At 44.4% G+C, this 26130-nt stretch carries 27 protein-coding genes; 5 read left to right on the top strand and 22 right to left on the bottom strand.

Translation table 11 applies throughout. The annotated features are described in order from the left end of the window. Positions 1 to 55: 55 nt before the first annotated feature. From LC036_RS02775 to LC036_RS02760, 4 genes are all read right to left on the bottom strand, one after another. The gene (locus LC036_RS02775; protein ID WP_226579959.1) at positions 56 to 541 is read right to left on the bottom strand and encodes a GNAT family N-acetyltransferase; all 486 of its coding nucleotides are present in this window, start codon (positions 539 to 541) and stop codon (positions 56 to 58) included. Positions 542 to 546: 5 nt separating this feature from the next. Next, a complete protein-coding gene (locus tag LC036_RS02770) occupies positions 547 to 1437 on the bottom strand; it encodes an SDR family oxidoreductase (RefSeq protein WP_226577918.1) in 891 nt (296 codons plus the stop codon). 151 nt (positions 1438 to 1588) lie between these two features. Continuing rightward, positions 1589 to 2023: a hypothetical protein gene (locus LC036_RS02765; protein ID WP_226577916.1), complete on the bottom strand. Its 435-nt coding sequence runs from the start codon at positions 2021 to 2023 to the stop codon at positions 1589 to 1591. 234 nt (positions 2024 to 2257) lie between these two features. Next, positions 2258 to 3019, bottom strand: coding sequence for a DUF975 family protein (locus tag LC036_RS02760; protein ID WP_226577913.1), 762 nt, complete (start codon positions 3017 to 3019; stop codon positions 2258 to 2260). Positions 3020 to 3292: 273 nt separating this feature from the next. Between LC036_RS02760 and LC036_RS02755 the strand changes: the two genes are divergently transcribed. Further along, on the top strand, positions 3293 to 3886 hold the full coding sequence (locus tag LC036_RS02755) for a YgjP-like metallopeptidase domain-containing protein (RefSeq protein WP_226577910.1): 594 nt from the start codon (positions 3293 to 3295) through the stop codon (positions 3884 to 3886). Positions 3887 to 4047: 161 nt separating this feature from the next. On the opposite strand, the gene zupT is transcribed toward LC036_RS02755, so the two are convergent. Beyond that, positions 4048 to 4854, bottom strand: coding sequence for a zinc transporter ZupT (gene zupT / locus LC036_RS02750; RefSeq protein ID WP_264188061.1), 807 nt, complete (start codon positions 4852 to 4854; stop codon positions 4048 to 4050). A 337-nt stretch (positions 4855 to 5191) separates the two neighbouring features. Continuing rightward, the gene (locus LC036_RS02745; RefSeq protein WP_226577907.1) at positions 5192 to 5860 is read right to left on the bottom strand and encodes an SIMPL domain-containing protein; all 669 of its coding nucleotides are present in this window, start codon (positions 5858 to 5860) and stop codon (positions 5192 to 5194) included. 123 nt (positions 5861 to 5983) lie between these two features. On the opposite strand from LC036_RS02745, the gene LC036_RS02740 reads away from it, so the two are divergent. Then, the gene (locus tag LC036_RS02740; protein WP_226577903.1) at positions 5984 to 7456 is read left to right on the top strand and encodes a flavin monoamine oxidase family protein; all 1473 of its coding nucleotides are present in this window, start codon (positions 5984 to 5986) and stop codon (positions 7454 to 7456) included. 59 nt (positions 7457 to 7515) lie between these two features. On the opposite strand, the gene LC036_RS02735 is transcribed toward LC036_RS02740, so the two are convergent. Then, positions 7516 to 8697, bottom strand: coding sequence for a S1C family serine protease (locus LC036_RS02735; protein WP_226577901.1), 1182 nt, complete (start codon positions 8695 to 8697; stop codon positions 7516 to 7518). After that, the gene (locus LC036_RS02730) at positions 8682 to 9833 is read right to left on the bottom strand and encodes a zinc ribbon domain-containing protein (protein ID WP_226577898.1); all 1152 of its coding nucleotides are present in this window, start codon (positions 9831 to 9833) and stop codon (positions 8682 to 8684) included. The genes LC036_RS02735 and LC036_RS02730 overlap by 16 nt, the downstream gene beginning before the upstream one ends. Before the next feature lie 450 nt (positions 9834 to 10283). Between LC036_RS02730 and LC036_RS02725 the strand changes: the two genes are divergently transcribed. After that, positions 10284 to 10790: a 3D domain-containing protein gene (locus LC036_RS02725; protein ID WP_226577895.1), complete on the top strand. Its 507-nt coding sequence runs from the start codon at positions 10284 to 10286 to the stop codon at positions 10788 to 10790. 46 nt (positions 10791 to 10836) lie between these two features. On the opposite strand, the gene LC036_RS02720 is transcribed toward LC036_RS02725, so the two are convergent. Beyond that, the gene (locus tag LC036_RS02720) at positions 10837 to 11073 is read right to left on the bottom strand and encodes a hypothetical protein (protein ID WP_226577892.1); all 237 of its coding nucleotides are present in this window, start codon (positions 11071 to 11073) and stop codon (positions 10837 to 10839) included. A gap of 473 nt (positions 11074 to 11546) precedes the next feature. On the opposite strand from LC036_RS02720, the gene LC036_RS02715 reads away from it, so the two are divergent. Both LC036_RS02715 and LC036_RS02710 read left to right on the top strand, forming a co-directional pair. After that, the gene (locus tag LC036_RS02715) at positions 11547 to 12797 is read left to right on the top strand and encodes a YeeE/YedE family protein (protein WP_226577889.1); all 1251 of its coding nucleotides are present in this window, start codon (positions 11547 to 11549) and stop codon (positions 12795 to 12797) included. A 214-nt stretch (positions 12798 to 13011) separates the two neighbouring features. Continuing rightward, on the top strand, positions 13012 to 13452 hold the full coding sequence (locus tag LC036_RS02710; protein WP_226577885.1) for a hypothetical protein: 441 nt from the start codon (positions 13012 to 13014) through the stop codon (positions 13450 to 13452). A 260-nt stretch (positions 13453 to 13712) separates the two neighbouring features. Here the strand turns inward: LC036_RS02710 and LC036_RS18605 are convergent, their stop codons facing one another. The 13 genes from LC036_RS18605 to LC036_RS02645 form a co-directional block, all read right to left on the bottom strand. Then, positions 13713 to 13805, bottom strand: coding sequence for a putative holin-like toxin (locus LC036_RS18605; RefSeq protein ID WP_226577882.1), 93 nt, complete (start codon positions 13803 to 13805; stop codon positions 13713 to 13715). A 231-nt stretch (positions 13806 to 14036) separates the two neighbouring features. Next, positions 14037 to 14432 carry a secondary thiamine-phosphate synthase enzyme YjbQ gene (locus LC036_RS02700; RefSeq protein WP_226577879.1) on the bottom strand — a complete coding sequence of 132 codons (396 nt, stop codon included), beginning with the start codon at positions 14430 to 14432 and terminating at the stop codon, positions 14037 to 14039. 3 nt (positions 14433 to 14435) lie between these two features. Continuing rightward, a complete protein-coding gene (dapF, locus tag LC036_RS02695; RefSeq protein ID WP_226577876.1) occupies positions 14436 to 15404 on the bottom strand; it encodes a diaminopimelate epimerase in 969 nt (322 codons plus the stop codon). A gap of 244 nt (positions 15405 to 15648) precedes the next feature. After that, positions 15649 to 15888 carry a YuzF family protein gene (locus LC036_RS02690; protein WP_226577872.1) on the bottom strand — a complete coding sequence of 80 codons (240 nt, stop codon included), beginning with the start codon at positions 15886 to 15888 and terminating at the stop codon, positions 15649 to 15651. Between the two features lie 198 nt (positions 15889 to 16086). Continuing rightward, complete coding sequence (locus LC036_RS02685; RefSeq protein ID WP_226577870.1) at positions 16087 to 18486, bottom strand: immune inhibitor A domain-containing protein; 2400 nt, start codon at positions 18484 to 18486, stop codon at positions 16087 to 16089. A gap of 480 nt (positions 18487 to 18966) precedes the next feature. Continuing rightward, positions 18967 to 19566: a DUF2651 family protein gene (locus tag LC036_RS02680; protein WP_226577867.1), complete on the bottom strand. Its 600-nt coding sequence runs from the start codon at positions 19564 to 19566 to the stop codon at positions 18967 to 18969. A gap of 131 nt (positions 19567 to 19697) precedes the next feature. Continuing rightward, entirely contained in the window at positions 19698 to 20186 is a 489-nt protein-coding gene (locus LC036_RS02675; RefSeq protein WP_226577864.1) for a ferritin, read from the bottom strand. An 88-nt stretch (positions 20187 to 20274) separates the two neighbouring features. Beyond that, on the bottom strand, positions 20275 to 22302 hold the full coding sequence (locus LC036_RS02670) for an iron ABC transporter permease (protein ID WP_226577862.1): 2028 nt from the start codon (positions 22300 to 22302) through the stop codon (positions 20275 to 20277). A 15-nt stretch (positions 22303 to 22317) separates the two neighbouring features. Next, positions 22318 to 23319 carry an ABC transporter substrate-binding protein gene (locus LC036_RS02665; RefSeq protein ID WP_226577859.1) on the bottom strand — a complete coding sequence of 334 codons (1002 nt, stop codon included), beginning with the start codon at positions 23317 to 23319 and terminating at the stop codon, positions 22318 to 22320. 173 nt (positions 23320 to 23492) lie between these two features. Continuing rightward, complete coding sequence (locus LC036_RS02660; protein WP_226577856.1) at positions 23493 to 23681, bottom strand: hypothetical protein; 189 nt, start codon at positions 23679 to 23681, stop codon at positions 23493 to 23495. Between the two features lie 197 nt (positions 23682 to 23878). Continuing rightward, entirely contained in the window at positions 23879 to 24301 is a 423-nt protein-coding gene (locus tag LC036_RS02655; protein ID WP_226577853.1) for a helix-turn-helix domain-containing protein, read from the bottom strand. 493 nt (positions 24302 to 24794) lie between these two features. Continuing rightward, positions 24795 to 25829: an NAD(P)/FAD-dependent oxidoreductase gene (locus LC036_RS02650; protein ID WP_226577850.1), complete on the bottom strand. Its 1035-nt coding sequence runs from the start codon at positions 25827 to 25829 to the stop codon at positions 24795 to 24797. Between the two features lie 160 nt (positions 25830 to 25989). Then, the gene (locus tag LC036_RS02645) at positions 25990 to 26127 is read right to left on the bottom strand and encodes a hypothetical protein (RefSeq protein ID WP_226577847.1); all 138 of its coding nucleotides are present in this window, start codon (positions 26125 to 26127) and stop codon (positions 25990 to 25992) included. Positions 26128 to 26130 lie beyond the last annotated feature (3 nt).

Below are 26130 nucleotides of genomic sequence, written 5' to 3'. Positions count from 1 at the left end.
AAGCTTTTTTTATTATGAATAAACTTTTTTTAGAAAATACATGGAGACTAAAAGGTTACAGGTTCCTACTTAAAACTTCAGCAGGTAAACCATCCATTTCACATACTTTTTCAGAAACAAACTGCTTATGGAATAAAATCTTTCTAGAGGCGTTGTTTTCAGGGTCAATGACGGCTTTCAGCTTTGTTACATTCGTTTGTTTGGCGAGGTCGACCAGCATTTCTGCTATATACGTCCCGTACCTTTTCCCCCAATGTTCAGGAAGAAGCATATAGCCAATCTCAGCTTCTTTTTTCCGCTTCTCCTTTAACGTTAAATGACCAAGACCGACGAATTCGTTAGTGTCAGCATTGATAACTTTATAGGAACACAGAATCTCCTCCTGCTTATTCTGCAGGAGAATTTTTTTATAGTTTGATTGAGCTTCTTTGAGAGGGACCGCCCTTTCCGTTATTTGAGCCATCACGTCTCTATTGGAAACAAGCCTGTAGTAACATTCGAAGTCTGCTTCTCCAAATTTTTTCAGTGCTGCGTTTGGCATGATCTTCATCTTACATCAGGACCGTATTTCTTTTTGTAATGCTCCCCCCAGTCCGGCTGGGTTCCATTGATATCCGTGAAATCATACACGTGCATGAGATCCCATGAAGACAGCGCTTTTCCATGGTAGCGATGTACATCAGGATCAGCGGCAAGTGAAGCCAAAGCCCTGCCGACATAGAAGGGGGATTCAGACATAGCAAAATCGGGATCTGTCTCTTCTCCGTCCCGCCAGTTTTCTTCTGTGACACCGAAGATTTCAAGCATTTCCTCTGAACGAAGGAACCCTGGTGTAAGAGATAGGGAAGTAATCCCGGAAAGCTCTCTTCCCTCCAACTGCTCAGCCATTACCTCTGCCATATGAATGACGCCTATTTTAGAAAGGCTGTAGGACATCGGTCCGCGAACCTGGTACGTCTGCCCGTCCGTAATCTCCACAATTAAACCTTCCCCACGCTCCACCATTAACGGCACACCGTACCGGCTGGTAATCATATGGGTATGTATGGCATTTTCTAATACTTTAAACGTATTTTGGACATCGTCTTCCCAAAATGTTTTATCCCACTTTATTAGCGATTCGGAACCCCAGATGTCATTGACCAGGATGTCTAACTGCCCGCTCTGTTCTTCTTGAACACGTTCAAATAGTGCTTTTACTTCATCTTCAATGGAATGGTCCACTCGGACTGGTATTCCGGTACCTCCGCGTTCGTTCACCATTTCTGCTGTTTCCTCAATCGTTTCAGGACGATTCATGGAAGACTTGTTTTCTCTTGTACTTCGTCCTGTGCAGTAGACCGTCGCTCCTGCTTCTCCAAGACTAACCGCAATACCTCTTCCCGCTCCCCGGGTAGCCCCTGCGACAACGGCCACTTTTCCTTCTAATGGTTTCAAATCGTTCATCCTCCTTCATAACTCCGCCTTATCATCCTATTCCATAAAAAAAGACGTTCTCCTTCTGCAATATTTTCACAATTCTTCACGTGTGCTTGTTAAGCTGAATCAGTAAGAAAGAGGTCGATTCAAGAACGGCTAACGGCGGCCTTCACAGCATGCTTTGAATATCATGTAAGTGTGTAATCAGAGACAGGCCGGAGATGAACACATACAGGCAGCTGAGTGGCAGGACCTTCTTCAATGGTTTCCCTTTCCGGACATCGAAAGCTATCCATCCGACCGCCACGATCATGGAAGTAAAAAAGAAAAGATACTCCTGCTCCTGTCCATGGATCCGGTCAATCAGCCAATCCAGTTTCCACTCCTCCCCTTCTGGAGGGTGATAGGTGAGGATGACTTCTTTTTGCCCCCATGTGTTATATGACTGCAGCACAGCTGAGCCTTCCTTTTTTTCAAGCACTTCATAACCAAGTGGAGAATACCCGAGCGGATAAGTAATACAATAGGACAAAACAAATGCAGCCATTACAAAGGCAATGGAAAGAAGTCCACGCCTGACTTTCCCCAGCAATTTCTCACTCATCTCATCTTTCCCCTCCCCATCTACAGTAACCCGCTTCAGTCAAACAAAAAATAAACAGCGAGTTTTATTAAAACACCGAAACTCCCGCCATTTTCATGGATCTTCAGGAAGAAAAGGCAACGCATTTCCCCTACCTTTTATACGAAGCTGATTAAGATTCGTTTCAGTTCAATCAAAAGGGAACGTCCCGCTTAGTGGACGTTCCCTTTTAGTAAGTTGTTGGCAAGATATAGCTCACCCGTTTACTTTTTCCTGCCAATCCAACAGGCGTTTCTTTCGTTTAAGCTCCCTATAAAAAGCGAATCGAGCCACTTCATAGAGAACAAGAGACAAAATGGCTCCGATGACCACTAACAACACGCCGATGATCAAGGCGAGACCCGTTAACACAAACAGTGCTAGAAGCGCCCATTTATGTCCCTTCATTAGAGAAAAGCTGTCTTTCAGGCTCTTGAAAACACCGACATCCGGATCGTCATATAAGATATACATGGACTGCGAAATGCCTAAAAACAGCCAGATTAAGAGAGTGAACAACAACAGGTAAGCGATAACTAGTAAACTAGTCGCTATGCTTATCCCGGCTGCATAAGTAAAGAGCGATCCAATTCCTCCATAGATTAGCATCATGCCTATAAGAAAGATCAAAAAATTCGAAAGGAAAAAGACAATCAATCCTTTATACAATAGCTGCCAGTTGCGAAAGGGATACGTGCAGGCACGTACGAACCTTTTCCGCATGGTATACTGAGTCTGTGTAATGTAATCAACCAAAACAAAAAAGAGCACGCTGTTCACAGCAGATGCGACTAGTAAAGACAGAATAGTTTCTGAACTCGCCACAGTCATCGGTGTCATTTGTATACTGACCGTTCCCTGAACAGGCAGAGTCTCCAGTACCAGTTTAATAAAATAGGTGAACACAACCATACCAATAATCTTCAACCAATTTCCATTCAGTATATTCACTGCATCTTTTAACGTAGATCCAATCATTTGTAGTTCTCTCCTTTGACGCACATGTGCGAAATCCTGTTCGTTGTACAATCCTATCCTTGAGGTAAATGGGGGAATCCCCACCAACCTTCCAAAAGATTCCTACTAATTATTTCAAACAATCCTTTTACACACAACTACCTTTCCAGCTTTTGTCTCTAAATCTCTCACTCCTATATTGTCCTCACCAGTTCACCGACATCTTCCATCGTTTTTGACGAAAGAATCAGCCTCCCTTACAATAATAAGATCAGCATAAAAGGGGGAGGCACGATGCCTGCGATTACCTATGGAGATACATATATCCGTTATCACCTACATAGAGAGAAAGACATTCCGTTTATTAAAATCTATCTTGACGATTTGAACGGGATTTGTGTAACAGCATCTGAAAAGAAAGAAGATGCCCGGATTGAAGCCTTCGTTCAAAAGAAAGCCGCCTGGATCGAAGAAAAATGGCAGAAAACGCATCCGTCTTTATACAAAGTGGATCAACTCAATCTTGAAAGCGAACAGAAAATCAGCTATCTCGGCCGTTCCTACCGTCTGTTCATTGAACCGTCTGATGCAGTCAGGGAAGCTTCCTTTGCTTTTCAAAAAGGAAAGTTTTATTTTACCTATCCGAGTAAGCAGGAAGAGAGTGCCGTTCAAGAATTGATTATACTGACTAAAAACTGGCTGCAGCAAAAAGCAGAAGATAAACTGCCTGACTTATCCGAAGAGCAGCCTGTTTATATTGAAAAGGACTGCACACGACTCGGAGTTAAGGAAGAGGATGGTTTCTACCTAAACTGGCGTCTCGTCCAGCAGTCAAAAGCAAAGACCCAGCAGACTCTTAAGGATTTAGAAGAAGGAAACGTATATTAACACAACACAAAGCCCAGCAGGCGTCTACCTGCTGGGCTTTATTGTCAGCTTCGTATGTAAAGTCAAAACCTTCCCTGGGTGACCCGTTCTCTTTTTTTCTCCTGGAAACACTTCGGCACGACCAGGCGTACGAAACACTTTGTATCTAAGAAGGTTTTGGATTAAATAAACAACAGCAGGCTGAGTGCCATGACAGCCATACCAGCAACTACACCATAAATGGATAAGTGCGCTTCCCCGTATCTTCTGGAAGCTGGAAGCAGCTCATCTAAAGAAATAAAGACCATGATCCCCGCAACACCGGCAAATAAAATTCCAAAAACCATATCATTTAAAAACGGCATCAAGACTAAGTAAGCCAGTATAGCGCCGACCGGTTCGGATAACCCGCTTAAAAAAGAGAGCTTAAACGCTTTTTTCTTATCCCCCGTCGCAAAATAAATCGGAACGGATACAGCGATTCCTTCCGGGATATTATGAATCGCAATGGCCGCAGCAATCGCCATTCCCAGGGCTGGATCATTCAAAGCAGCGGTAAACGTCGCAATTCCCTCAGGAAAATTGTGAATCGCAATGGCCAGGGCTGTGAACGTTCCCATCTTAAGAAGGTGGGAATCCTGTACAGCCGCTTTTGGTTTAGACATATCTTCGACTTTCTTCACTTCATGAGGGTTTCCGGCTTTAGGAATTAATTTATCAATAAGAGCAATAACCACCATGCCGCCGAAAAAGGCAGCCACTGTTACCCAATGACCCGCTTCATTGCCAAGTGCACTAATGAGCGCATCCTGAGCTTTATAAAAGATTTCAATCATCGATACATAAATCATGACTCCAGCTGAGAAGCCTAAAGCCAAAGAAAGAAATCGTGTATTTGTTGTGGATGTAAAAAAGGCCAGAACACTCCCGACGCCTGTAGCTAATCCCGCTAACAGGGTGAGTCCGAAGGCCAGCAGTACATTTTCCATAATACCTCTCCTTCAATTCGAACCTAAGCTATAGCCCATTGTAATCGATGTTTTTCCTAACTGCAACATTTTTAGATTTCGTTAGGTTTTGTGATGAGGCGAAAGGAAGGAAGCTTGTCCTAATAACCTCGAGCCAATAATAGAGGAGTCTGTATTGATATAATTGACATATTCTCCTATAAGATGAACCATTTTTTCTGCGAAAGTCGTCTTCTCCGCCTTCCATTTCTATATGTGTTGGCTCCATTCATACAATCATGATGATTCATCCTTTTCCTATATCCCGTAAACCAAACTTGAAAAACATCACCTAAGTAAAAACCCTGACGTTTATCCGTCAGGGCAAGTATTGAAAGTAGGCTTCTATACGAGCGGTTGTTTCCAGAGTCCCAGGTTCAATCGGCGTGGTACTTGCGCTCATGACCTGCCCTTTACTAAAACTTTGCACAGGAGCAGCTGGCGGAGTTCCAATTTCCAAAATCTTCACAGGCGTCTGATCAAGCTTCAATCCCATCGTATTGGCGATCGTTTGTGCGTTTGCAAGCGCCTGACCCAGCGCAAGATTTAACGCCTGCTGGTAATTTTCATAAGGCTCACTCACAGTGAATTCAATATTGGATACCCGGTTGGCACCATTGGCAACGGCTAAATCAATGATGTAGCCGGTACGCTCAATATCATCAACGGTCACGAGCAGCGTGTGGGTAACCTGATATCCCCGGAACTCCTGCTTGCCATCGACATAATCATATTCCGGAAAGATGAAGTAGTCGGCTGTCTGGATATTTTCTTCCGGTATCCCGGCTGCGATCCATTGATTTTTCACCTGTTCAATCTTCGCGGCATTTTCCTGCTGGGCTTTTTCCAGATTTACATCCTGCGTTTCAACGCCGACCTTGACTTTGGCAACATCCGGCTTCACTTCGACTCTCCCAACGCCGTTCACTCGAAGCAGTCGGCTTTCTCCTGGCTCTCTTGCTGACTGCCTCGTTGGTGGATAATACACGATCCATCCCCTCCTTCTATTTATTTGATGAAAGAGGAAGAATGTTTATGCTTTTATGATAAGGAAAAAATCACCATACTTTCTCCCATCCTTTTTGAATAAATTGTAAGAGGAGGTGTGTCTGTGAACAATTACCAATCCCCATCCTTTGATTATCCTGAAGACTTCTTGAAAATTATTGAAAATGGACTGTGTGCGCCGGCGCAGCGAAAGCGCGTGCTTATATTAGGTGCCGGGATGGCCGGGCTCGTTGCTGGTTCCCTTTTAAAACAGGCAGGACACGACGTTACGATCCTTGAAGCGAACGACCGAATCGGTGGCCGTGTTTATACCATCCGCACTCCTTTTACGAATGGAAACTACATAGACGCCGGAGCCATGCGTCTACCGACGAACCATTCCTTGGTTTATGCCTACATTAAGAAATTCCGACTGCCTACACAGCCATTTATTAATACAAGAAAGGGTGATTTATACCTTATTAACGGAAGGAAGATTTACCAATCGGATTATGATAAAGACCCTTCTATGCTGGACTTCCCCGTGGATCCTTCTGAACGGGGAAAAACAGCGAAAGAGCTTTTCCTCTCTGCTGTCCAGCCTTTTCTTGATCTATACCAAAACAGCGATGACGTTGGAAAAGAAAAGCTCCGCGACCAATTTTCCGGTTATTCCATGGATCAGTATCTGCGAAACAACCCGTACGGCCCGTCCTTATCCACGAATGCAGTAAGACTCATTAAACTGCTTCTGGGAATTGAAGGATTTCCCGAGTTTTCGTTTTTAAACATTCTGATTGATATTACATTTCCGATCTTTAAAGGAGATACGGAATTCAGAGAAATTAAGGGTGGAAACGACCGTCTGCCTTGTGCCTTTCTTCCTTATCTGTCAGAAAATATCTGTTTCAACCAAAAAGTCACCCGCATCCAGCAGTTTCATGATCATGTGAGGGTTGAAGCAGAAGATCAGCTCTATCACCAGAAGAACTGCTGGACAGCCGACCTCCTGCTTACAACCATCCCTTTCAGTGTTTTCCAGCTGGTTGATATTGAACCTTACACCAGTGTATCGGTAAAAAAATGGCAGTCCATTCATGAAGTCGTCAACGTCCCATCGGTGAAGATAGGTGTTGAGTTTTCCTGCAAGTTTTGGGAAGATTATCCGTTTGGAAATGTAGTAACAGATTACCCCTCGCGTTTTATCTATCTGCCAAGTCATGACCAGGGAAAAGCAGGTCCAGGCATCATTCTCGCCAGCTATTCATGGGGACAGAATGCGCTGCTTTTTAACAGTTTAAGCAAAAAACAGGCCGTGCAGGTCGTGTTAGATGACTTAGCCCGGATTTATGGATCCGTCGTTTATGAGACTTATATGAACAGCGTGGTCTACAACTGGAGCCGCAACCCTTATTCCGCCGGTGCCTTTACCCTGTTCACCCCTGGTCAAAGCAGGGATTTGTCCGATGTGATCATTGCTCCGGAAGGTCGTATTCATTATGCCGGTGAGCACACGTCTTCCTTTCATGGGTGGATTGAAGGAGCCGTTGAATCAGGTATCCGGGCAGCTTGTGAAATCAACCAACGCCCCCGCTAGGATAACGCTGCCCCGTACAGAAAAAGAACCGCTTATCAGCTTGGATAAGCGGTTCTTTGTTATTCTTCTTTCTGTTCTTCTGTACTCAGTTCTTCACCGGTTCCGCTCATAATTTTTACGGACTGGTTCTCTTTTTTAACCGGATAGACAACCTTATACTTCTTCATCTGCACTTCTCCATCAACGGTTTCTTCTGCCGTAAGAAAAGCCGTGACAACTACCTTCCCGCCCTGGGGATCAGCAACCAGGTTATCCACTTTCACACTCAGCGTATTGTTATAGCCGGACCGGAAATCTTCAAACGAAATGTCTTCCTGCCAGCTGCTGCTGATTAAGGAATAGGCCGTGACAAAATCCCCCTGATTGATGCTGTCATAGAAATACTGCACCATATAGGTCGCCTGCTCGGCATCTGTTCCTGTTACAGGAGAGTACACTTGATCGTTCAGTTCCGGAAACTCCGGCAGAGACTTCATTGGAGAGTCACTCCAGCGCTCAACCATAGGGAGAACATCCGCAATCGGGATGCTGAAGCCGATCGTTTCTTCATTTAACTTCGCAGAGTTGATTCCAATGACTTCCCCTGTTTCCCTGTCGAGAAGCGGCCCGCCGCTGTTCCCTGGAGAAATAGGAGCTGATATTTGATACATGTTCTCATAGTGGAACGGTTCAATATCCAGCGTCCGGTCCACCCCGCTGATCTCTCCGCGGGTAACGGTGTTCTGCAGACCGAGCGGACTTCCAAGAGCCAGCACCTCATCAAGTAGCTCCGCACCGCCCTCGGAACGAATCGGGAGCGGGTCTTTCCCTTCTAACCCAGGAACACGCACAACGCCGACATCTGTATCCCGGCTGACGCCGATGACATCCCCGGGCATCTTTTTACTATCTGCTGTCACCACATTCACTGTTTCTGTATTGGCGACTACGTGAGCGTTTGTAATCACATCACCTTTATCATTGTACAAGAATCCTGAACCAATGGTTCCGTCTTCAAGCTCAATTTGGACGACCAGTTTTTGTGATTCAAAAATAATTTCCTGGGTGTCTTTGGGAACTTCTGATTTCTTTCCCTCTTCAACAGGTGGTTGATCGAGGACAGCTGATACACTCATCTGCCCTGGTACAACATCCATAATATAAAAAACGCCCGCAATCCCGCCTCCAAGAATCAATAAAGAAGCGAGAATGCTGATGATCCAGGAGCGTTTCATCATACATCCTCCTATTCTACTAACCATTCCATTTCAGTTGTCTCAACAGAATATTCCCCTTCTTCCAGTTCATAATAAAATTTCTCGAAGCTTCCCTTATCACCGGGGTTCAAATAATTCGGGTAAACTTTAGCTGATTCTGAGCGTACAACTTCGCCATCTTTGTTTTTGATATCATACATGACTGTCACCGTACTGATGACCTGTGTAGCCACGCTCTCAATCTGTCCGCTGACTTTGTAGTCTCCAAACTCATCTTTTTCAATAGAAATATTTAGCACCTCAAGAGCATCGGTCTGATTTCGCAGTTCATCTTGAGCCGCCTGCTGCATCGCACTTTCCATCCTTTGCTGCGCGGCCTGTTCAAACGCCTGCTTCTCCGTTTGGATCCGCTCTTTCAGCTGAATCAGTTTCTCATCATTAGAGACATACTGCAGGCCTTGATCGATAAGGGCTATCGCTTCTGTATACCGCTTTTCCTCGGCTGCTGCTTCTGCTTCCTTTGTCGAGCGGTTCACAATTTTTTCAAAGATTTTCTCTCTTACTTTTGCTGTTTCTTCTAAGTTCAGATCCGATAATGTATTTAATTTAGCTGCAAGCTCATCCACATCTGTAATTTTGGATAGTTCCTCATTTACTTCCTGAAGGGTTAATCTGGAATCCATTTCATTCATTCTAGGAATCAGCGTTTGATAGAGGCGCCCGTCCTTTTTTCTCAGCTGATCTTGTATCGCTGACAGCTGCTGATCGGCGTCTTTCAATTGACCTTCCTTGAGCATACCTGCTACCTCATCCAGCTTCTTTTCAAACTGCACAGCTGTCTGCACATGCTCAAGCTCGACCTGAAGGGCATCTGCTTCCGGCCTGCGGTCAATCGCCTTCGCTAAAAGGGCTTCCGCCTCGCGATATTCGCCTTCAAGTGCCACTTCTTCCGCTTCCTGTTTCATGGAAACTACCTCTGCGTTGACATCTTTTTGATAGTCATACACATAATAAAGGGCTCCCCCCATCACAACCAGTGCGAACACGGGTGTGAACAATGGCAGCCACAATCGTTTCCCTTTGCCTTTATGCTCAGGATCATCTCCCAGTGCATGCCCACATTGCGAGCAAAAACGGGAATTGTCTGCATTTTGATGTTTACATTGAGGACATTTGATCATCGTCCGGTCCTCCTTCTTTGACCACTTTCATAAAATCTGGAATCATAGGAATCCTTATTTATTATAGCATGTCATCTCATAGATTCGTAAACGTCAATTGTCCCTTTTTTTTTATTTTTTTCAAGAGGGAAATGAAGCCAGCTCATTTCTACCAAACGAATCTATCTTTCACTCAAACTATTTTTAACTAATAAATGGTATACCTCTTTTTTCGATTATGGACGACTTCCTACGTCAGCCATCCTTTTTGACCAACTTATTTCTATCCATTTTCAGGAAAATAATAAGGCGAGTGTATGATTCAACACGCCTATCTCTATATGAATCCATAAATAATCAGGGGGATTTTGTCACAGGAATGTAAAGATATTGTAGGACTATTGTTGTTGTTTCGTAAGGGTACTGGTTGTTAAACTTCATGTAGGATAGATACGAAAGGGGCTGTACCACATGAAAAAGCTGCTTACTTCCCTCTTGTTGTTACCGATCTTTTTCACAGCTTTAAGCCTGCAGACCTCAGCTGAAGAAGTGGACAAGACCGCTCATAATATAGAAGAAAAATCGGTCTCTCTTGATGAAAAAGAGACAGAACATGACCGTTATCAAGAAGAAAGCGAACAAAAGAAAGCACAGACTGCTGCTTCTCAAGGGGCTGCCAGCGATGTAAAACGCACGGTAGCTGTTGAATCCACCGCTTACACAGCCTTCTGTGAAGGATGCAGTGGAACAACCTACACAGGCATCGACCTACGTGCCAACCCAGCTCAAAAGGTGATTGCCGTTGATCCCTCCATCATTCCGTTAGGCTCTAAAGTACGCGTACCTGGTTACGGCGTAGCCGTTGCCGGAGATATTGGCGGAGATATTGAAGGTCATCGCATTGACTTGTTCATGGCACAACAAAGCGACGCCCTGGAATACGGACGCCGCCAAATAGAAGTCGAGATATTAAAATAACTCTTCCCATTAAGGGAAGAGTTTTTATTTGCAGGAAAGGAATGAATCAATCTCTGCTGAAACGTGTACGACGTGCACACTTGTCTAAGTAAAAGGCTTCCACACCGCTTGTATGCAGCGCTACTCCGTCCTCTAGGAACCACCACGTTCCGCGGTCAAGCTGTTTAGTAATAAATTCAGTAGCCTCCCGCTCATCCATATCTTCACTAAGATCTAAATCATGTGTAATGACGCGCTTACTATCCAGCAGGAAAATGACATGCCATTCTTTTTTCTTCGCCATTTGATCACTCCTCGTTATGTAGTCTGTTTACTTTTACCCAGCTAGGTTATAGTTTAATCTTCATTTTAAAACTCATACATCGATTTTTCAATAAAATAAATAAGAAAGCGACGTTCATAGGAACGTCGCTTTTTTCATCAGTCTTTATGTAGGGGGAGGTGCGCCGGATGTACGCCAGGAGTTTCTTCGATTGGATTTTGTACAAACAAAGAAAAACCAGCGGGTAACATGTGAGCGAACGACAGGTATAAGACATCCCTCCAGTATTTGTGATCAATCGGCCTGTCTACACTTCGAGTTTATCACTTGTCTCTATGGATTAGTGTTAAATCTACGTAAAGACTGAGCATTGCTCTCTTTGTCTCTTTGTACACCTATTGTATGCAAAAATGTTTACAAATAGACGAGTTGTCCGTTAGAATATCTAAAGTCATAATTCAAAGTAAACAAATCGGAATTAGGAGGAATCTTTCATGATACAGCAGCAAACCGTACAAGAAGCCTCTGGAAACTCCAACCGTTCCACTGTAGTCGCTCCCTTGAATCCGGTACAAAAGCCATTCGTCTGGATCGGTGCGGTCGTTTCCATGCTTTTATTTATAACGATTATTAGTGTTACAAACGTTACACAGGGCGTGTTATTTTTGATTGGACTCGCTTTTGGGCTTGTCCTCCTGCACGCACGCTTCGGATTCACTTCCGCCTTTAGACGCCTGCTTTCTGTCGGGAACGTTCAGGGGTTACAGGCACATATGCTGATGCTTGCTGTGGCCACCACTGGATTTGCGGTCATTCTCGGCACTGGCTTCAGTTTTACAGGGATGGCTCCTCAAGGGTATGTCTTCCCTGTGGGAATTAGTGTGCTGGCCGGATCATTTATGTTCGGTATCGGCATGCAGCTTGGATCTGGCTGCGCTTCCGGAACACTTTATACTGTCGGAGGCGGGAAGTCTTCCATGCTTTTAACACTTTTAGGATTTATCGGCGGATCTGTTCTAGGTGCGTACCATATCGGTTTTTGGCGGGAGACTCCTTCCCTTCCAGCTATTTCATTAGCAGAAACGACAGGCTTTGGTTACTTCGGCGGGTTGATTTTACAGCTGGCGATTTTCCTTGGTATATATGGAGTTACTGTTAAGATTGCCAAGAAGAAGAACCCACCGAAAATGGAACCACTTAAAACGACAACCGGATTGAAGAAACTTTGGCGCGGCGCATGGCCTTTACTTCTTGCTGCCGTTATACTCGGCGTATTAAATGCGATTACACTTGCGGTAAGAGGAAATCCGTGGGGCATCACTTCTGCGTTTGCTCTTTGGGGATCCAAATTCATTCAACTATTTGGTGTAGACGTTGCAAACTGGACGTATTGGTCCGGTAACCCCGCTCCACTTAATCAAACCGTTCTAGCTGATTCTACCAGCGTGATGAACTTTGGTATTATCCTCGGTGCTTTTATCGCCGCAAGCACTCAAGGGAACTTTAAACCTGGAAAAATTAAACCAGGGATCGGTATCGCATCCATTATCGGCGGAATCTTAATGGGTTACGGCGCACGTCTGGCTTACGGATGTAACATTGGTGCCTACTTTGGCGGCATCGCATCCTTCAGTCTCCACGGCTGGGTTTGGATGATTATGGCACTTGGCGGAACCTATGTAGCCTTGTTCCTCCGTCCACTGTTCGGCATGAAAAACCCGAACCCTAAAGACTCCATTTGTTAAGTAAACTCCCGAGTCCTTCTTAGAAGGCTCGGGTTTTTTCTTTGTTAGAGACCTGTAAGAATAACAGAACCACTTCCATGGAAATAAAGGTGCAATTGAGGCTGCTTAAGGCTGAATCATCCCTTTCTTTTTTATGTTCTATTCAAGTGTTATGCCTCTTTACATGAATACAGTATCGAGATACCATGTTTGTAAAATATAAGGAGTGTAGTGATTGCGGAATTTTTTAGCTGTTTTAGTGGTTTGGAACCTTTCGTTCCTTATGATGCTCCCAAGATTTACGACTTCCCCTGGGGATACTTATTTCCAATTCTCAATGGAAGATATACATGGCGTTTATATAGGGTTGTTCCTTCTGTTACTATTGGTGCTGTTCCCGTTATCTCTTGTCATCAATAGAATGGTGGAGCGGATGGAGATCGGCCGTTTCTTCATAAAGGTAGGCTTATATCTGCCGGCGTGTGCGGCTGTATGGATGATATTGAACCCTTATTTTACTTTCGGGTACGAAATGATCGTCATGGTGGTGTTGTTTGCCATTACACATGAGCTGCTGTTCAAGTTTTCACAGGGGACTGTTAAAAAGATGGTGAAAGGCGGACTCCTGTCCAGCTTTATCATTGCCCTGGGCCTTTACTTTGGATTTAGCTTTTAATAATGGAAGCATTTCACCTGGAAAAAGCAGCAGCGAAAATAAAAGAACTTTCAAGTTGACCATAGCTGCCACACGAATAGTTCAAGACAAAGCTGCCAGAGACTTTTTCCTAGAAATGTGGTATGATGGACACAGATAAAGGATACACATAAGAAAAGGGACCACAGCTGGCACTGTGATCCCTCCCGGATAGTTGGTCCGCCTTAGGGCGCAGCCTACTTCAAAATAGACTCACCCGCATTCACGACAGAATAGGGAGTCTATTTTTTTATGCGTAAAATCGCGACAATTAAACCGAGAACGGATACGGTAAATGAACTAAACGCGATCATCACCATCAACGATTCATACATACTCAGAGGCATCACCCCCTTCAGTGATCTGACATGGGGATTAGCCGACACCCTATTCAGTTGGCAAAACCACTATCCTCTCCAAATTATACCATGCCTGTCGTCTAATTGAGAGAGGATTTTCGGACTATGGCAAAAGTCGATAACACCATCTGTAACCCCCTCCATTCAGCGTTTTTTCTCCCCGTTGACTCGACATAAAAAAAGAGCGGACCGAAGTCCACTCTATCCTTATAGCAATTTCGCGACAAATTTTCGATTTCTCGGCCCGTCAAACTCACAAAAGTAAAGCCCCTGCCATGTGCCAAGCACCAAGCGGCCATTTTCTACAATCAGCATCTGAGCGTGACCAACGGTACTTGTTTTCATATGCGCAGCTGTATTTCCTTCTGCATGACGATCTTCTGCTTGATCCCATGGATAAACTTCTCGAAAGCGGCGCAGCATATCTGTTTTCACATCGGGATCAGCATTTTCATTGACGGTAAGTCCGGCTGTCGTATGCATCGAGGAAACGACGACCACACCATCCTTCACCCCTTGATCCTGAACCCAGTTTTGCACTTCACTTGTAACATCGATCATTTGATCATGATGATCCGTCTTAACATGGAACGTTTTCAGCATTGGTTACCCTCCAATTTCGGAAGCAGCAAATGCTTCTAATTTTTCATACCTTGCATTTTCTTCATTAAAATAGGTTTGTTCAGATACTTCCATCTTTCCGGCATCCAAATCAACATCCACTACAGCTTTGTAGACATTGGTTCCATTCCCCCGCAGTTGAATAGAGAAACGTCCTTCGGTCTTCTCGACCACACAATTGACGAGGCCACCTTTGTTAATGACAACAATCGGCGTATCAAGGTCATTCGGACCCAGGATGGTGGAAACCAGAGAGGATGCAGACATCGCTGTACCGCAGGCATTCGTCAAGCCGACTCCACGTTCAAACGTGCGGACAAAGATTTTATTTTTCTCAAGAACCTGAACAAAGCTGACGTTCACGCCATTTGGAAAAACTTCCGGCAGATTGTTCGCTTTTTTTCCTATAGTCAAAAGTTCTTCCTGAACAACCTCATCGACAAGGCTTACGATATGAGGATTCGGGACACTAAGCGCTGTAAACGTCTTCTCCTCAGAAAGTTCCGGAATGACGACATTAACAGCCTCCTCTTTATCTGTCTCCATAGGCAGAGACGAAGCAGCGAAAGAAACCGGTTCAATCATAACGGAGAATGTATCGATTTCCGGGAAGATCTCCTCTACTTGTTCCACTGCAAGTACAGCCTCTGCTGTTTCAATCGCAATCGACGTTTTCCCGAGCTTTTCGATCATATGACGGGCTACACAGCGAAGGCCGTTTCCGCACATCTCCGCTTCGGTCCCATCCGAATTGAACATCCGCATCCGACCTTCGGCTTTCTCACTTGGCATTACAAATAATATCCCGTCGGAACCTATCCCCTGTTCGCGGTCACAAAGCAGCAGTGACAGCTGACGGCGTTCTTCTTCGGAAAAATGAAACGATTGTTCGATTTCATCGATGAGGATGAAATCGTTCCCCGACCCGTGGCATTTGATATATGGAATTTGCATTACATACCTCTCCCTTACGCGCATTTTTCTCATTATCATAGCATATTTACAAAAGAAAAAAAGCGTTCAGCCATAGAAAAAAGCCCGATGATTGAGCTGTTATCAGAATATCGGAAAGGGATCGCCTCCCCCCCCATCCCGGATTCATTTTTATAAAGGAGTGCAAATAAAAAGACCCCGGCTTAAATGCCGGAGTCATGTTTGGTCCTCTTTATAGAATACAGTTCAGTGGCAGACTCATTTCTTATAGAGGCATTATGGTGACAATCTGCTGTATCCGCACAAAAAACGTCGAGTCTCCAGCCTGCAGGGCGATATGGTCCGGCTGTACTTCCAATAACTTCCCTCGAATCGTGTCTTTCGTCGTTTCTATCACTAATTGAGCCCCTACGACGGACTGTAATCGATTGACCACACAAGGTTCGACAAGTGTCCGGTAAGGTGATTCAACGGATTGGGGTTGCTGTTGATGGTATGAATTCATGCTGATTCCTCCTATTCGTACACCATATTCGCATAAGCCCATAGGCGTGCGAGTCATTTTTTTAAAAGTAAGCAAAGAGGTTGGGTTGATCCAGAAGCGTCATTACACACTGCTATAAAAATACCTATAAAAAAGATGACCCCGGCTCAATACCGGGGTCATCTCCTAATTGCTTACGTCGCTTTTGTACAAAAGCACTTATTTAGAAATCAACACTTTACCAACCGTACCATCATCACTCTGACCGATGACGCGGAATTTCAGGCCGTATTCAGGAACATTACGTCCTGCATCAACAAGACCTTCATTGAGATAGTTTGCACTATCATCAAATAGTGGTGTGCGTTTCGTATAGTTGTCCTTCATCGTCACTCCAAGAATGTCACTGTAATCAATGAACATTTTCTCGGACTTCTCTAAGCTGAAGGCAGCATCGTGCATCTGGTAACGAGTCAAAGCCTCGGAACCGTCGCTCCACGTGTTGATCTTCTGATCAGCATCGACAACGCCTAAGAAACCATCGCCAGGGTGAATGCCTGTCCAGTTCTCAGAATACTGGTTATCAACGTACCAGACAACAAGGCCATCATCAAACGTCATCAGGCTGTTGCCACGGCGGATGTTAGCGAGTCCTTCATCAACACCGTTATGAGTTCTCCACTCCATAAGGTAGTAGTGGTCGGAACGTTTGACACCGTCACTTTTCTCAAAACCATGAAGACCAAACTGTGGCTCTCCTTCTACATCATCAAACAATACCTTTTCACCATCAACTGTTACAGAAAGGTCATCTGCATATAAACCAGGGTTGGATACAGCACCGTCTGTGACATATTCAATCGCAACTTCTACTTCCTGACCAGCGTAAGCGGAAAGATCAAAGCTGACGTCTTTCCAGCCCTCAGATGAGCCAGTGATACCGTGGCCTTTGTTTGCATCATACGGGTCTTCGTTCGTTGTGATTTCACCTGCAATAGGCTCACCATCAACCGTCACATAAGCGTAATCCCAGTCTTTTTCAATATCGTACCAAGTTTTGAAGTCAAACGAAGCATTCGCTGCATTCGTTAAATCGACTGTAGTTGATAGAGAATTATTCAAATCATCTGCACTTCCAGAGAAGTATTCATACTCTCCGCTGGCCGGTGTATTGATGACCGTTTCTTTCTGCGGAAGATTTACTTTCACTACATCGTTGTTGGTCCCTTTTGTATTCGCCTGATCTAAAAGGACTTCCATACCTTCTTCTGTAACGTCTTCAACGTTCACTTCTGTACCAGATAACCAATTTCCTTTTGTACCTTCGTTGTCAACGACAGCAGATGCCTGCAGCATTTCTTTAGCATAAGGACTGAATCCTGTCGGCATCGTTCCTGGAATATCTCCAGCCCAGCTTCCGCTCGACATGATGGACCAGTAGCTGACCGGCTCACCAGAACCTGAATACTGCGTATCGTATTCATCTGGAAGACCTAAGTCATGTCCGAATTCGTGAGCCATAACACCAACCGCACCGTCTTCCGGTTCGATCGTATAGTCATAAGCCGCCATCGGTCCGTCCCAGTAATCAACCGTTGCTTCTGTGTTAGAGATTGGAGTTACTCCTCCAAGGTTCCATCGGTGGGACCAGATTGCATCCGAACCTAAAGATCCGCCGCCAGCTTCTTCACCCACGCCGGAGTGAATGACCATCAAGTGGTCGACAAGTCCGTCTGGTTCAAGATAATTGCCATCTCCATCTAAATCATAACGATCCCATTGGTCATAGTCTGCGATATTTACAGTTGGATCTGCAGCCGCTAATTCCAAGGCCTCTTTGACAAGTCCGCGCGCATTGACGTCACTGTCATCTTCTGTTGGATAGTTGCCGCCATAAGCAGCTGCCGGCTGACTAGCTCTGTACCATCCGGCTACTTCGCCGTCAACAGAATAGCTGCCACCGGACTGCTCTTCATAGTACTGCTTCATCGAAACATACGTTTCTCCATCAGGGCCTGTCCATCCACCTGTACCAAACAGCATGTCCTGATAATGCTCACGAGAGTAGGCGTCCTCTCCGTCATAGTGCATATCGGTTTCATCAGCTGTCATAGAGTTATGAGGTTTGTCTTCGTAATCGACAAGAAGGACAAGCACCTTATCTTCCCGCATTTCTCCGTTATAAGCTTCCTCTTTGACTGATTCCACTTCCTGTTTCTTCGCCTGCCCCAGTTTGTTTCCTTTGCCATTTGTCAGGCTGTTATTGGACATAGCTTCTTTTAACTCTGCTTTTGTATCTGCCTCTTCTTTACTTAGTTCCCCTTGTTCTTTGGCTGATTTCGTCTTCTGCTTTAAGAACTTCTGGAGACCTTTCTGTGCTTCCGCTGCTGTCGCATCTTCGCTGATCTTTCCGTTCTTTTTCAGCATCTCAATCAATTTCTCATCATTGGCGATACCAGCATCAAACGGAGACCCCTGTGCACTGTGTGCTTGATGAGTGTGAGAGCTATGTAGATCTTTAAAAGGCTCCACACTTTTTTCAGCCGCACTTGTACTTAACGGTCCTACCGTTAACGCCAAGGCTAGAGCTGAAGTTAAAATTTTGTTCTGTTTTTTCAATGACTTTCTCCCCTCTCTTATCGATAAATCTTGCTGCACACTCTAATTTATCAGAAAATTCAACATTATCAATTCATTTTTGGCAATTTTCTAAAGATAATAAATATTTACTATTTCGAAATTTAAAGCGTTAAAGTTACTAATAGTTCTTTAGTTTTATATCAAAAATCATCAATTTTTGTAACATTACTGTAAATGAAGGGGATTCTTCTCAGAAAGCTGCCTGACTGAAAATAAAAACCATCACACTTTAAGACTATGCAAATATTAGCATAGTCTTAAATACCCCCACGGAATAATTAACAAAAAATTACCAATAATTATAAAATAATAGGAATTAAATTCCATTTATACCCAAAAAAATAGATTCCCTCTGTAAGGGAACCTTAAAAAAACACAGAAACGTTAGAATCTCTCATGGTTAACCTCTGCTATAAAGTTTAATTTTTCTCTCTTATAATGAAAAAATAGTAATGCACATTAATAGCAGTCCCTAACCATATGGGGACGTGTGTCTGTGTATTCTTCCACATAAAAGTTTGGACTTTTCTCATATTCACACATCTGGACAACCTGATCTGTTTTTCTCAATTCAATATAGCGATAGATATGTTCAGGATCATCGACAAAGACAACCTCCGCAACCGTTGGTTTGGTCCGGGGTGTATTGAGCTTTGATTGATGGAAAGTGTCTACAGATTTCACCTCACTTTGTTCGTACCCTGCAGACCTCAGATGATTGTTCACCTTATATTCCATCACGATCCCTCGTATTGCTGGACCAGCGAATATAGCTGCACCTATAAGTAACGTCAAACAAATGATGATCCAGCCAGTCTTTTTTACGACACGGTGGTCAGGGTTAAACTTCTTTACGACTACTTTTGTGACAAGTCCTCCTATGTAAGACAACCCCGTATATATGCAGACCCATAGAAAAAATGACGCAGAAAAGAATACAAAATGAGCAGCAAGGGTTACGACAAATACGAGGCCTGGAGCAATCCATGTCTTTTTCAAGCGCAAATAACCAACAGCCCCTATAATCAAAGAACAAAGTGGAAAAACGTAAAGAACCATAGGTATGAGATACATGCTGTTCTCCTTTCTTTTTATTAATATAGTGTAATTTTACACATTAAGAGTATTTAGTTCAATGAATTACCATTAAAAAAGGACTTCTCAAAAGAGAAATCCTTTTCTTTGCTCGTTTATACCGCCTGCCTCTGCCCCAGCTCCTGGTCGATAAGGAGTAATGCAGAAGGATTGTTTTCAGCAAGAGTCATCCGGTCCACAATCGTCTGGGTCTGTGCTTCTTCATCAATTTGCTCCCGCAGGAAATCCTGAATAATCACCGCTGCCTGAGGATCCGCCTGAATGACGTAATTGTATGCCTGACGATAGGAATTCGTAACAAACTGTTCGTGTTCCAACACTCTCTGAAACGTTTCTAACGGCGTACCGAAATCGCTTGGCTGTGCTGGAATGGCGGATAACTGAACGGTTCCATCCTTATCAACCACGTAGTCGATTAATTTAAGCAGATGGGTCCGTTCTTCTTCTGACTGGAGACGCAGCCAGGATGCCATACCCGTAAAATTCTTCTTCCCTAAGTAAGCAGACATGGCTAAGTATAACGTAGTGGACACGTGTTCGATTTCAATCAGCCGGTTAAATAGCTTTTGAAGCTCCTCATTCATTGTCTCTCCCCCCTCATTGAATCCATTCAAATTAATGTATGTGTGGAGAGCGGGAAAAATTATCGCTCTTCCTAACCTCCTCCTTCTATTAAGCGGAACGCCTTTTCATTAACCATAGAAAGTAAGGGGAACCGATGAGTGCTACTAAAATCCCTGAAGGAATTTCACTTGGTGCCATCAGGGTACGGCTGAATAGATCCGCAACCACTAAAAGCGCCCCGCCGATGAGCATGGTAACAGGCAGCAGTTTTTGATTCATACTGCCGACGAGCAAACGGGCAAGATGTGGTGCAATCAACCCAACAAATCCGATGGAACCAACAGCCGCAACACTACATGCGGCAAGAAGTGTCGCAATCAAAGCCATTTGAAACCGAACAGAAGCAACCGGAAGACCGAGACCTTTTGCGGTATCATCTCCAAGCGACAGAACGTCAAGGGTTTTAATATAGAACGTAAGAAGCGGTACCAGTAAAAGGACAGGCCAGATCAAGTATTTTAAAAGTTCTTCCCAGCCTTTGGCGTAAGTCGTCCCGGACAACCATGTAAGGGCAGAGGCGACTCCCATGTCGGACTGAACGATGATGATTTGAATTATAGCTGAGCCGAAAGCAGAGACACCGATTCCAAGCAATGCAAGGACGGTCGGTTGAAACTCCGCTTTTGCACCTAAGATCATGACGATAAGAAAAAATAAAACAGCCCCTGTCATCGCACCAATGGGAACCCAAAGAGCAGAAACGCTGAACCAATACATCGTCATTAAAGCCCCGACGCCAGCCCCTGAGGTGATCCCGATTACACTTGGATCAGCCAGCGGGTTTCTAAGTACGCCTTGAAAAATCAATCCACTCACTGCAAGCACTGCCCCACTGAACAGGGCCACAAGTGCCCGTGGCAGACGCAGGTTCAGGATCAGATCCTGCATGAAGCTGTCTGCTCCCCCAAAAAAAGCGTTGTAGGCGTATAATGGCTCAAATCCATAATTCCCAGAAGCTAAACTGATCAGCAGTGTACAGAAAATGAATACACCGAGAATAGGAATTATTTTTTTCAAAGAGACTGAAACTCTATTTTTCCCGGCTATTACAGCTCCGCTCTCTTGACTGTGCTTATCTTTTTTCATTCTCAGCACAAGCCAGATAAGCCAGGGGGAGCCAACAAGAGCGGTAATTGCACCAACAGGAAGTTCAGAAAAGGAAGGATCAATGATACGCGCCAGTACATCAGCAAGTAAAAGTACATTCCCTCCCCATAGAAACGAACCTATGATCAATAAACGGTGGGAGCGGTAACCGATGAGCTTCATTAAGTGCGGGGCGACCAATCCTACAAAACCAATCGGTCCGACGATACTGACCGTCACACTCGTCAATAAGACGGCTGCCAGTATTGTCATTAACTTAACAGATTTCACTTGTTGACCAAGCGCGACGGCAACATCATCACCTAATGTGAGGGTATCAAGCTTTCCGGCATATAGAAAACAAACGGCCGTTCCAATCAGTATGAAAGGCAGAGAAAAAGAAACGCCGTCCCAGTCATTTTGAACAAGGGTACCCGCTCCCCATAAAAACAACCCCTGCGTTTCATTTTCATAAAAGATCTGCAATACAGAGGTGAGTGAGGAAAACAGGAATGTTACAATCATGCCCGCAAGCACCATGCGGACAGGAGAAGCGTTTCCCGCTCCTGAGAGGAGATAGACCAAAAGAAACGTCAACACGCCGCCTAGAAAGGCTGTGATTATCCCATTCCCGAGCATTGCCGCTGGAACGAATATCGTGGTGACGACCACTGCAAAATAGGTACCGGAATGTATGCCGAGCGTACTCGCTGATGACAGCGGATTTTTAGTAACGGTCTGCAGTATTACACCCGAAACAGCAAGCGCCCCGCCTGCGATGATGCCCATCACAGCACGCGGCATCCTTAACGTCCGGATGGTATGATGCTGCAGCGTGTCCTGCGGGTTTACCACTGCCTCTAAGACAGTCCTTAGAGGAATATCGACATTCCCCTGATTGATATGTATAAAGGTTAATAGACACAACAAGGCGGTTCCACCTCCAAAGGTGAAAACCGCAGTCATTGTGTTCCGCAGTGTCACGTTCATATAAGACCACTCACTTTAGTTTTGTTCAAGAGCCGCGTTCGCCACCTGCTCAGCCAATACTTCTGCTGATAACGGGCCTCCGAAAGTCCAGGTATCTCCAGGCATCTGATACGTACGATCCTCTTTTACGAATGCCAGGTTTTCCCACACCGGGTTATCTGCCAGCTGCTCACTGAAGATATTGTCCTCCTCCTGGACGATATAGAAGAAGTTTGAGTCCTGGTAGTTCTGCAAGGTTTCTACGGTCGTTTCAGTAAATCCATAGATTTCCAGCTTTTCAGACTCATAATCATTCTCCATGCCCATTTGATTCATAATCTGTGCCACCATGGAGTTGTCCGTGAATAAACGCAGAGTTGGAGTATCCTGAAGCGTGAAAGCCTGTGTGATGACATAATTCATGCCGGCCTTTCCTGCTTCCTCAAGGCGGGACTGCTGCTCAGCAAAAGTATCTTCCATCTTGGTTAATACATCTTCCGCTTTGTCCTCTTTATCTACAACCTTAGCAATCGTCTGGAATTCTTCCTCCATGTTAGCGAACTGATCCTGGGCAGCTTCTTCAGAATAAGGGGCAAACATAACTGTTGGCGCAATGTCCTCAAGCTGATCAGCTATAGCCTCATGTCGGAATTTCACACCAATAATTAAGTCTGGATCAAGACGGGAAATTGCCTCAAGGTTCGGCTCAGCACGGGTACCGACATCTTCTACTTTATCACTGAATGGAATGCCTACATCCACCCAGTCTCCGTAAGAATCAAGTCCAGCTACACCAGCTGGTTCCATCCCTAATGCCTGTAGATCTTCCGCGTACGTCCACTCAAGAACAACGACTTTCTTCGGCGTCCCCTCAATCGTCTTTTCCCCCATTGCATCCTCAATCGTTACGCTCCGGGTTTCTTCAGATGAAGTCTCCTCTTCTGCCTCTGTATCTTGTGAACCATCCTCTGTCTTCCCGCCACAGGCAGTAAGGAGAACAAGTCCAAGTGTTAAAGCAAACAGCCAAAATTTCTTCATGTCAAGCATCCTTTCTCTTCTGTTTTCTTATGTAGAACCGTTTATCAAGATATATGTAGATAATCCCAAATGATAAAGATTCTCATTATCATTACAGTTTATATCCTACCCCAGGCTTATTTGCGTGTCAATGATAATCTTTCTCATTTATTCATTTACACAGGGCTGAAACTTTATAATCCTCCCTCAATCCAGTCGTACCTAAGCAGGTTCTTCCTCATTTCACTTCGCGCTTTCTTTTTAAACGTCTCTACCAATCCGCCATAAAAATAGCCAAGAAGACTCTTCTTCACAAGGCCGTTTTTAAATGCAAACACCGATCGCTTAAAAGTAACGGTAATCTCTTCTGCATATTCCGTCACAGCAAATGTTAAAGTGGATTTTCGATAGGCATTTTCTACTGTACGCCATGCCTGAAGGACTTCTAATGGGGAAAGAAAAGGCTGAGTTGTTTCGATAAAAGAAGAAGGAATAAAAGATGGCAGGTAAGAATGATCGAGGAGTTCAAATTTACTAAAAGAAGCTTTTCTTTGTTTATTCTCTGTTTCCGCTTTTGATTTCAGCTGTTCAGGCTTGTCACAATAAGGATTCTGCGTTTTCGGAAGGGTGTCTTGAGGGTATCACGAGGGGTGTCATCGGTGGGTAAAAAAACATCCGTCTGAGGGAGAAAAATAATGAGATTCCCTCCTTGACGGCCATTCGGTTTCTTTGTAGCTATCTTTTCAATCAGTCCTTCTTGAACGAGACACCGGAGGGCTCGTACAACAGTACTTTCGCTTCGCATTGTACCCTTCACTATCGTTGCTCTCTTAGGAAAAGCGACCCCGGGATACTTCACTGCATGTCTCCAAATGAAACGCAGCACATCCAGTGTCCCGTCAGATAAAGCCGCTTTCCTTTTATATAGAAAGCTTCTGACATGTTCATCTAACTCTTTTTTACTCGTAAATGGCTGGTATTTCCGAATCCAATCCATGTTCATTGTTACGTCCACCTCTTTCGCCGGTCTATAACTATAATCGAACCGGGTCGAGATTTGGTGTCTATAAAAATGAAAGTTTTTTATTTTTTCTCTGAACGTGTGGAAAAATGGAACGTTTCCTTAACGTGAACAGTGAATTTAATACCAAATGTGGAAACATACGATACATATGAGAGATAGAGTCTAAAGCATTTACATCCCAGCCAGTAAAATAGGCGGTGAAGTGATTCAGGCTTTAGCCACTCCCTGTTTTCACTAAATACTACAGGGGTAAAAGAACCATCCTTCATGCTCTTTCCACAAATTGAAGAGAACGCCCTTTTATTACAGGACGTCCTCTTTTTTATGTGATCAGGTTTTAATATAGAGTTTGAACCAACCTCTAATGAAAACACTGCAGCTATGATGACGGTTGGATGTGATTAAAAATCACGTTAATCAAAAACCTCTCTCCTACTTAGATGAAGAGGCAAAATCTATTGTTCACATATTATTAGATTTCAGCCATTTGTTTCTCTTTCAGCTTCTTATTGTATTCATCCAAACGTTCGTTATGAGAAGATACCATCGCGCTCGCCGCTGCATCCGGATCAATGAAAAGCTTAGCTTGATTGACCGCATTCGCTGCGTCTTGGAAGGCACCTGCGATTAAGTGGAGCTTACCTTCATGATGGAGAATGTCCCCTGCAGCATATAGACCAGGTACAGATGAAGCGCTTTGGGAATTCCCTTTTACGAAAAAATCCTTCACACGATCTAATGCAATCGGACTCTCATCAAGCATTGAAGAATCACGATTGAACCCATGACTTATGATGACTTCATCGACTTGAACAGACTTTATGCCATTGTGGGGGTGCTCGAGAACCACTTGATCAATGTGCTGCCCGTCCGGGTCTGCCGCCAGCGTTTGGATTGAGGACTGCTCATGCAGCTGGACCCCCTGTTCGGTCAGTAATTCAATACTCGCCTCGTGACCCTTCAATTCCTCTTTCCGGTAGACTAAGTGCACTTGTTCGGCCAATGGAGCAAGTTCATTTGCCCAGTCAATCGCAGAATGACTTCCACCTGAAATAAGAACGCGTTTTTCGACAAACCGTTGAAACGATGGGACTGTATAATGCAGGTTGCTGACTTCAAATTTCTCTGCCCCTTTAATGTCAAGCTTCTTCGGTTCGATGATGCCTCCCCCGACAGCGACGATGACCGTTTTCGACCAGTGCTCCTGACCGGAACTTGTCAGGAGTTTAAATGCGCCGTTCACTTCCTCAATCGACGTCACCTTTTCCCCAAGTACAATATCAGGATCAAAAGTCTTTCCCTGTTCGACGAGTTGATCAATCAACTGTTGACCGGAAACCGGTGGAACACCCCCGAGATCCCAAACCATTTTTTCAGGATAAACATTTACTTTGCCACCCAGGAAAGGATGGCTCTCTATGATTTTCGTCTTCATTTTGCGTAATCCGCTGTAAAACGCTGAAAAAAGTCCAGCAGGACCTCCACCAATAATGGTTACATCATGCATACTGCTACCGCTCCCTTTTTCGTTGGTAATTACAGTTTAATGCAACTGATAATCATTATCAATAAGTTTCCAACCATAAGGTACCTACATTAAAATTATTGGTTCAGTTAACGTTTATTGCTGGAATGACAAAAAAAAATAACTTCCTATTTTGTAGAAGTTATTTTTTCAAGGGGCTAATTAAACGGATGGGCTGTATTCCTGCAAGATTTAATTTCGAGGCATTTTGTGTGAACCATTTTGTAAGGCCCACGCCGACACACGAACGTTCACCTTCTGACAACCCCTTTGCTGCCATGCT

The organism is Halobacillus litoralis (assembly GCF_020524025.1).
GTDB classification, from domain to species: Bacteria; Bacillota; Bacilli; order Bacillales; family Halobacillaceae; genus Halobacillus; species Halobacillus litoralis_D.
This window is presented reverse-complemented; position numbering and strand designations above follow the sequence as displayed.

What these genes read in the sequence shown, in the direction of transcription:
- LC036_RS02645 (WP_226577847.1), bottom strand. Translation starts at nt 26,127, where the DNA reads ATGGCAGCAAAGGGGTTGTCAGAAGGTGAACGTTCGTGTGTCGGCGTG.
- LC036_RS02665 (WP_226577859.1), bottom strand. Translation starts at nt 23,319, where the DNA reads ATGAAGAAATTTTGGCTGTTTGCTTTAACACTTGGACTTGTTCTCCTT.
- LC036_RS02700 (WP_226577879.1), bottom strand. Translation starts at nt 14,432, where the DNA reads ATGCTGAAAACGTTCCATGTTAAGACGGATCATCATGATCAAATGATC.
- LC036_RS02675 (WP_226577864.1), bottom strand. Translation starts at nt 20,186, where the DNA reads ATGAATGAGGAGCTTCAAAAGCTATTTAACCGGCTGATTGAAATCGAA.
- LC036_RS02720 (WP_226577892.1), bottom strand. Translation starts at nt 11,073, where the DNA reads ATGGCGAAGAAAAAAGAATGGCATGTCATTTTCCTGCTGGATAGTAAG.
- LC036_RS02670 (WP_226577862.1), bottom strand. Translation starts at nt 22,302, where the DNA reads ATGAACGTGACACTGCGGAACACAATGACTGCGGTTTTCACCTTTGGA.
- dapF (WP_226577876.1), bottom strand. Translation starts at nt 15,404, where the DNA reads ATGCAAATTCCATATATCAAATGCCACGGGTCGGGGAACGATTTCATC.
- LC036_RS02735 (WP_226577901.1), bottom strand. Translation starts at nt 8,697, where the DNA reads ATGGTTAGTAGAATAGGAGGATGTATGATGAAACGCTCCTGGATCATC.
- LC036_RS02775 (WP_226579959.1), bottom strand. Translation starts at nt 541, where the DNA reads ATGCCAAACGCAGCACTGAAAAAATTTGGAGAAGCAGACTTCGAATGT.
- LC036_RS02755 (WP_226577910.1), top strand. Translation starts at nt 3,293, where the DNA reads ATGCCTGCGATTACCTATGGAGATACATATATCCGTTATCACCTACAT.
- LC036_RS18605 (WP_226577882.1), bottom strand. Translation starts at nt 13,805, where the DNA reads ATGTATGAATCGTTGATGGTGATGATCGCGTTTAGTTCATTTACCGTA.
- LC036_RS02760 (WP_226577913.1), bottom strand. Translation starts at nt 3,019, where the DNA reads ATGATTGGATCTACGTTAAAAGATGCAGTGAATATACTGAATGGAAAT.
- LC036_RS02725 (WP_226577895.1), top strand. Translation starts at nt 10,284, where the DNA reads ATGAAAAAGCTGCTTACTTCCCTCTTGTTGTTACCGATCTTTTTCACA.
- zupT (WP_264188061.1), bottom strand. Translation starts at nt 4,854, where the DNA reads ATGGAAAATGTACTGCTGGCCTTCGGACTCACCCTGTTAGCGGGATTA.
- LC036_RS02650 (WP_226577850.1), bottom strand. Translation starts at nt 25,829, where the DNA reads ATGCATGATGTAACCATTATTGGTGGAGGTCCTGCTGGACTTTTTTCA.
- LC036_RS02680 (WP_226577867.1), bottom strand. Translation starts at nt 19,566, where the DNA reads ATGGTTCTTTACGTTTTTCCACTTTGTTCTTTGATTATAGGGGCTGTT.
- LC036_RS02655 (WP_226577853.1), bottom strand. Translation starts at nt 24,301, where the DNA reads ATGAACATGGATTGGATTCGGAAATACCAGCCATTTACGAGTAAAAAA.
- LC036_RS02730 (WP_226577898.1), bottom strand. Translation starts at nt 9,833, where the DNA reads ATGATCAAATGTCCTCAATGTAAACATCAAAATGCAGACAATTCCCGT.
- LC036_RS02690 (WP_226577872.1), bottom strand. Translation starts at nt 15,888, where the DNA reads ATGAATTCATACCATCAACAGCAACCCCAATCCGTTGAATCACCTTAC.
- LC036_RS02765 (WP_226577916.1), bottom strand. Translation starts at nt 2,023, where the DNA reads ATGAGTGAGAAATTGCTGGGGAAAGTCAGGCGTGGACTTCTTTCCATT.
- LC036_RS02715 (WP_226577889.1), top strand. Translation starts at nt 11,547, where the DNA reads ATGATACAGCAGCAAACCGTACAAGAAGCCTCTGGAAACTCCAACCGT.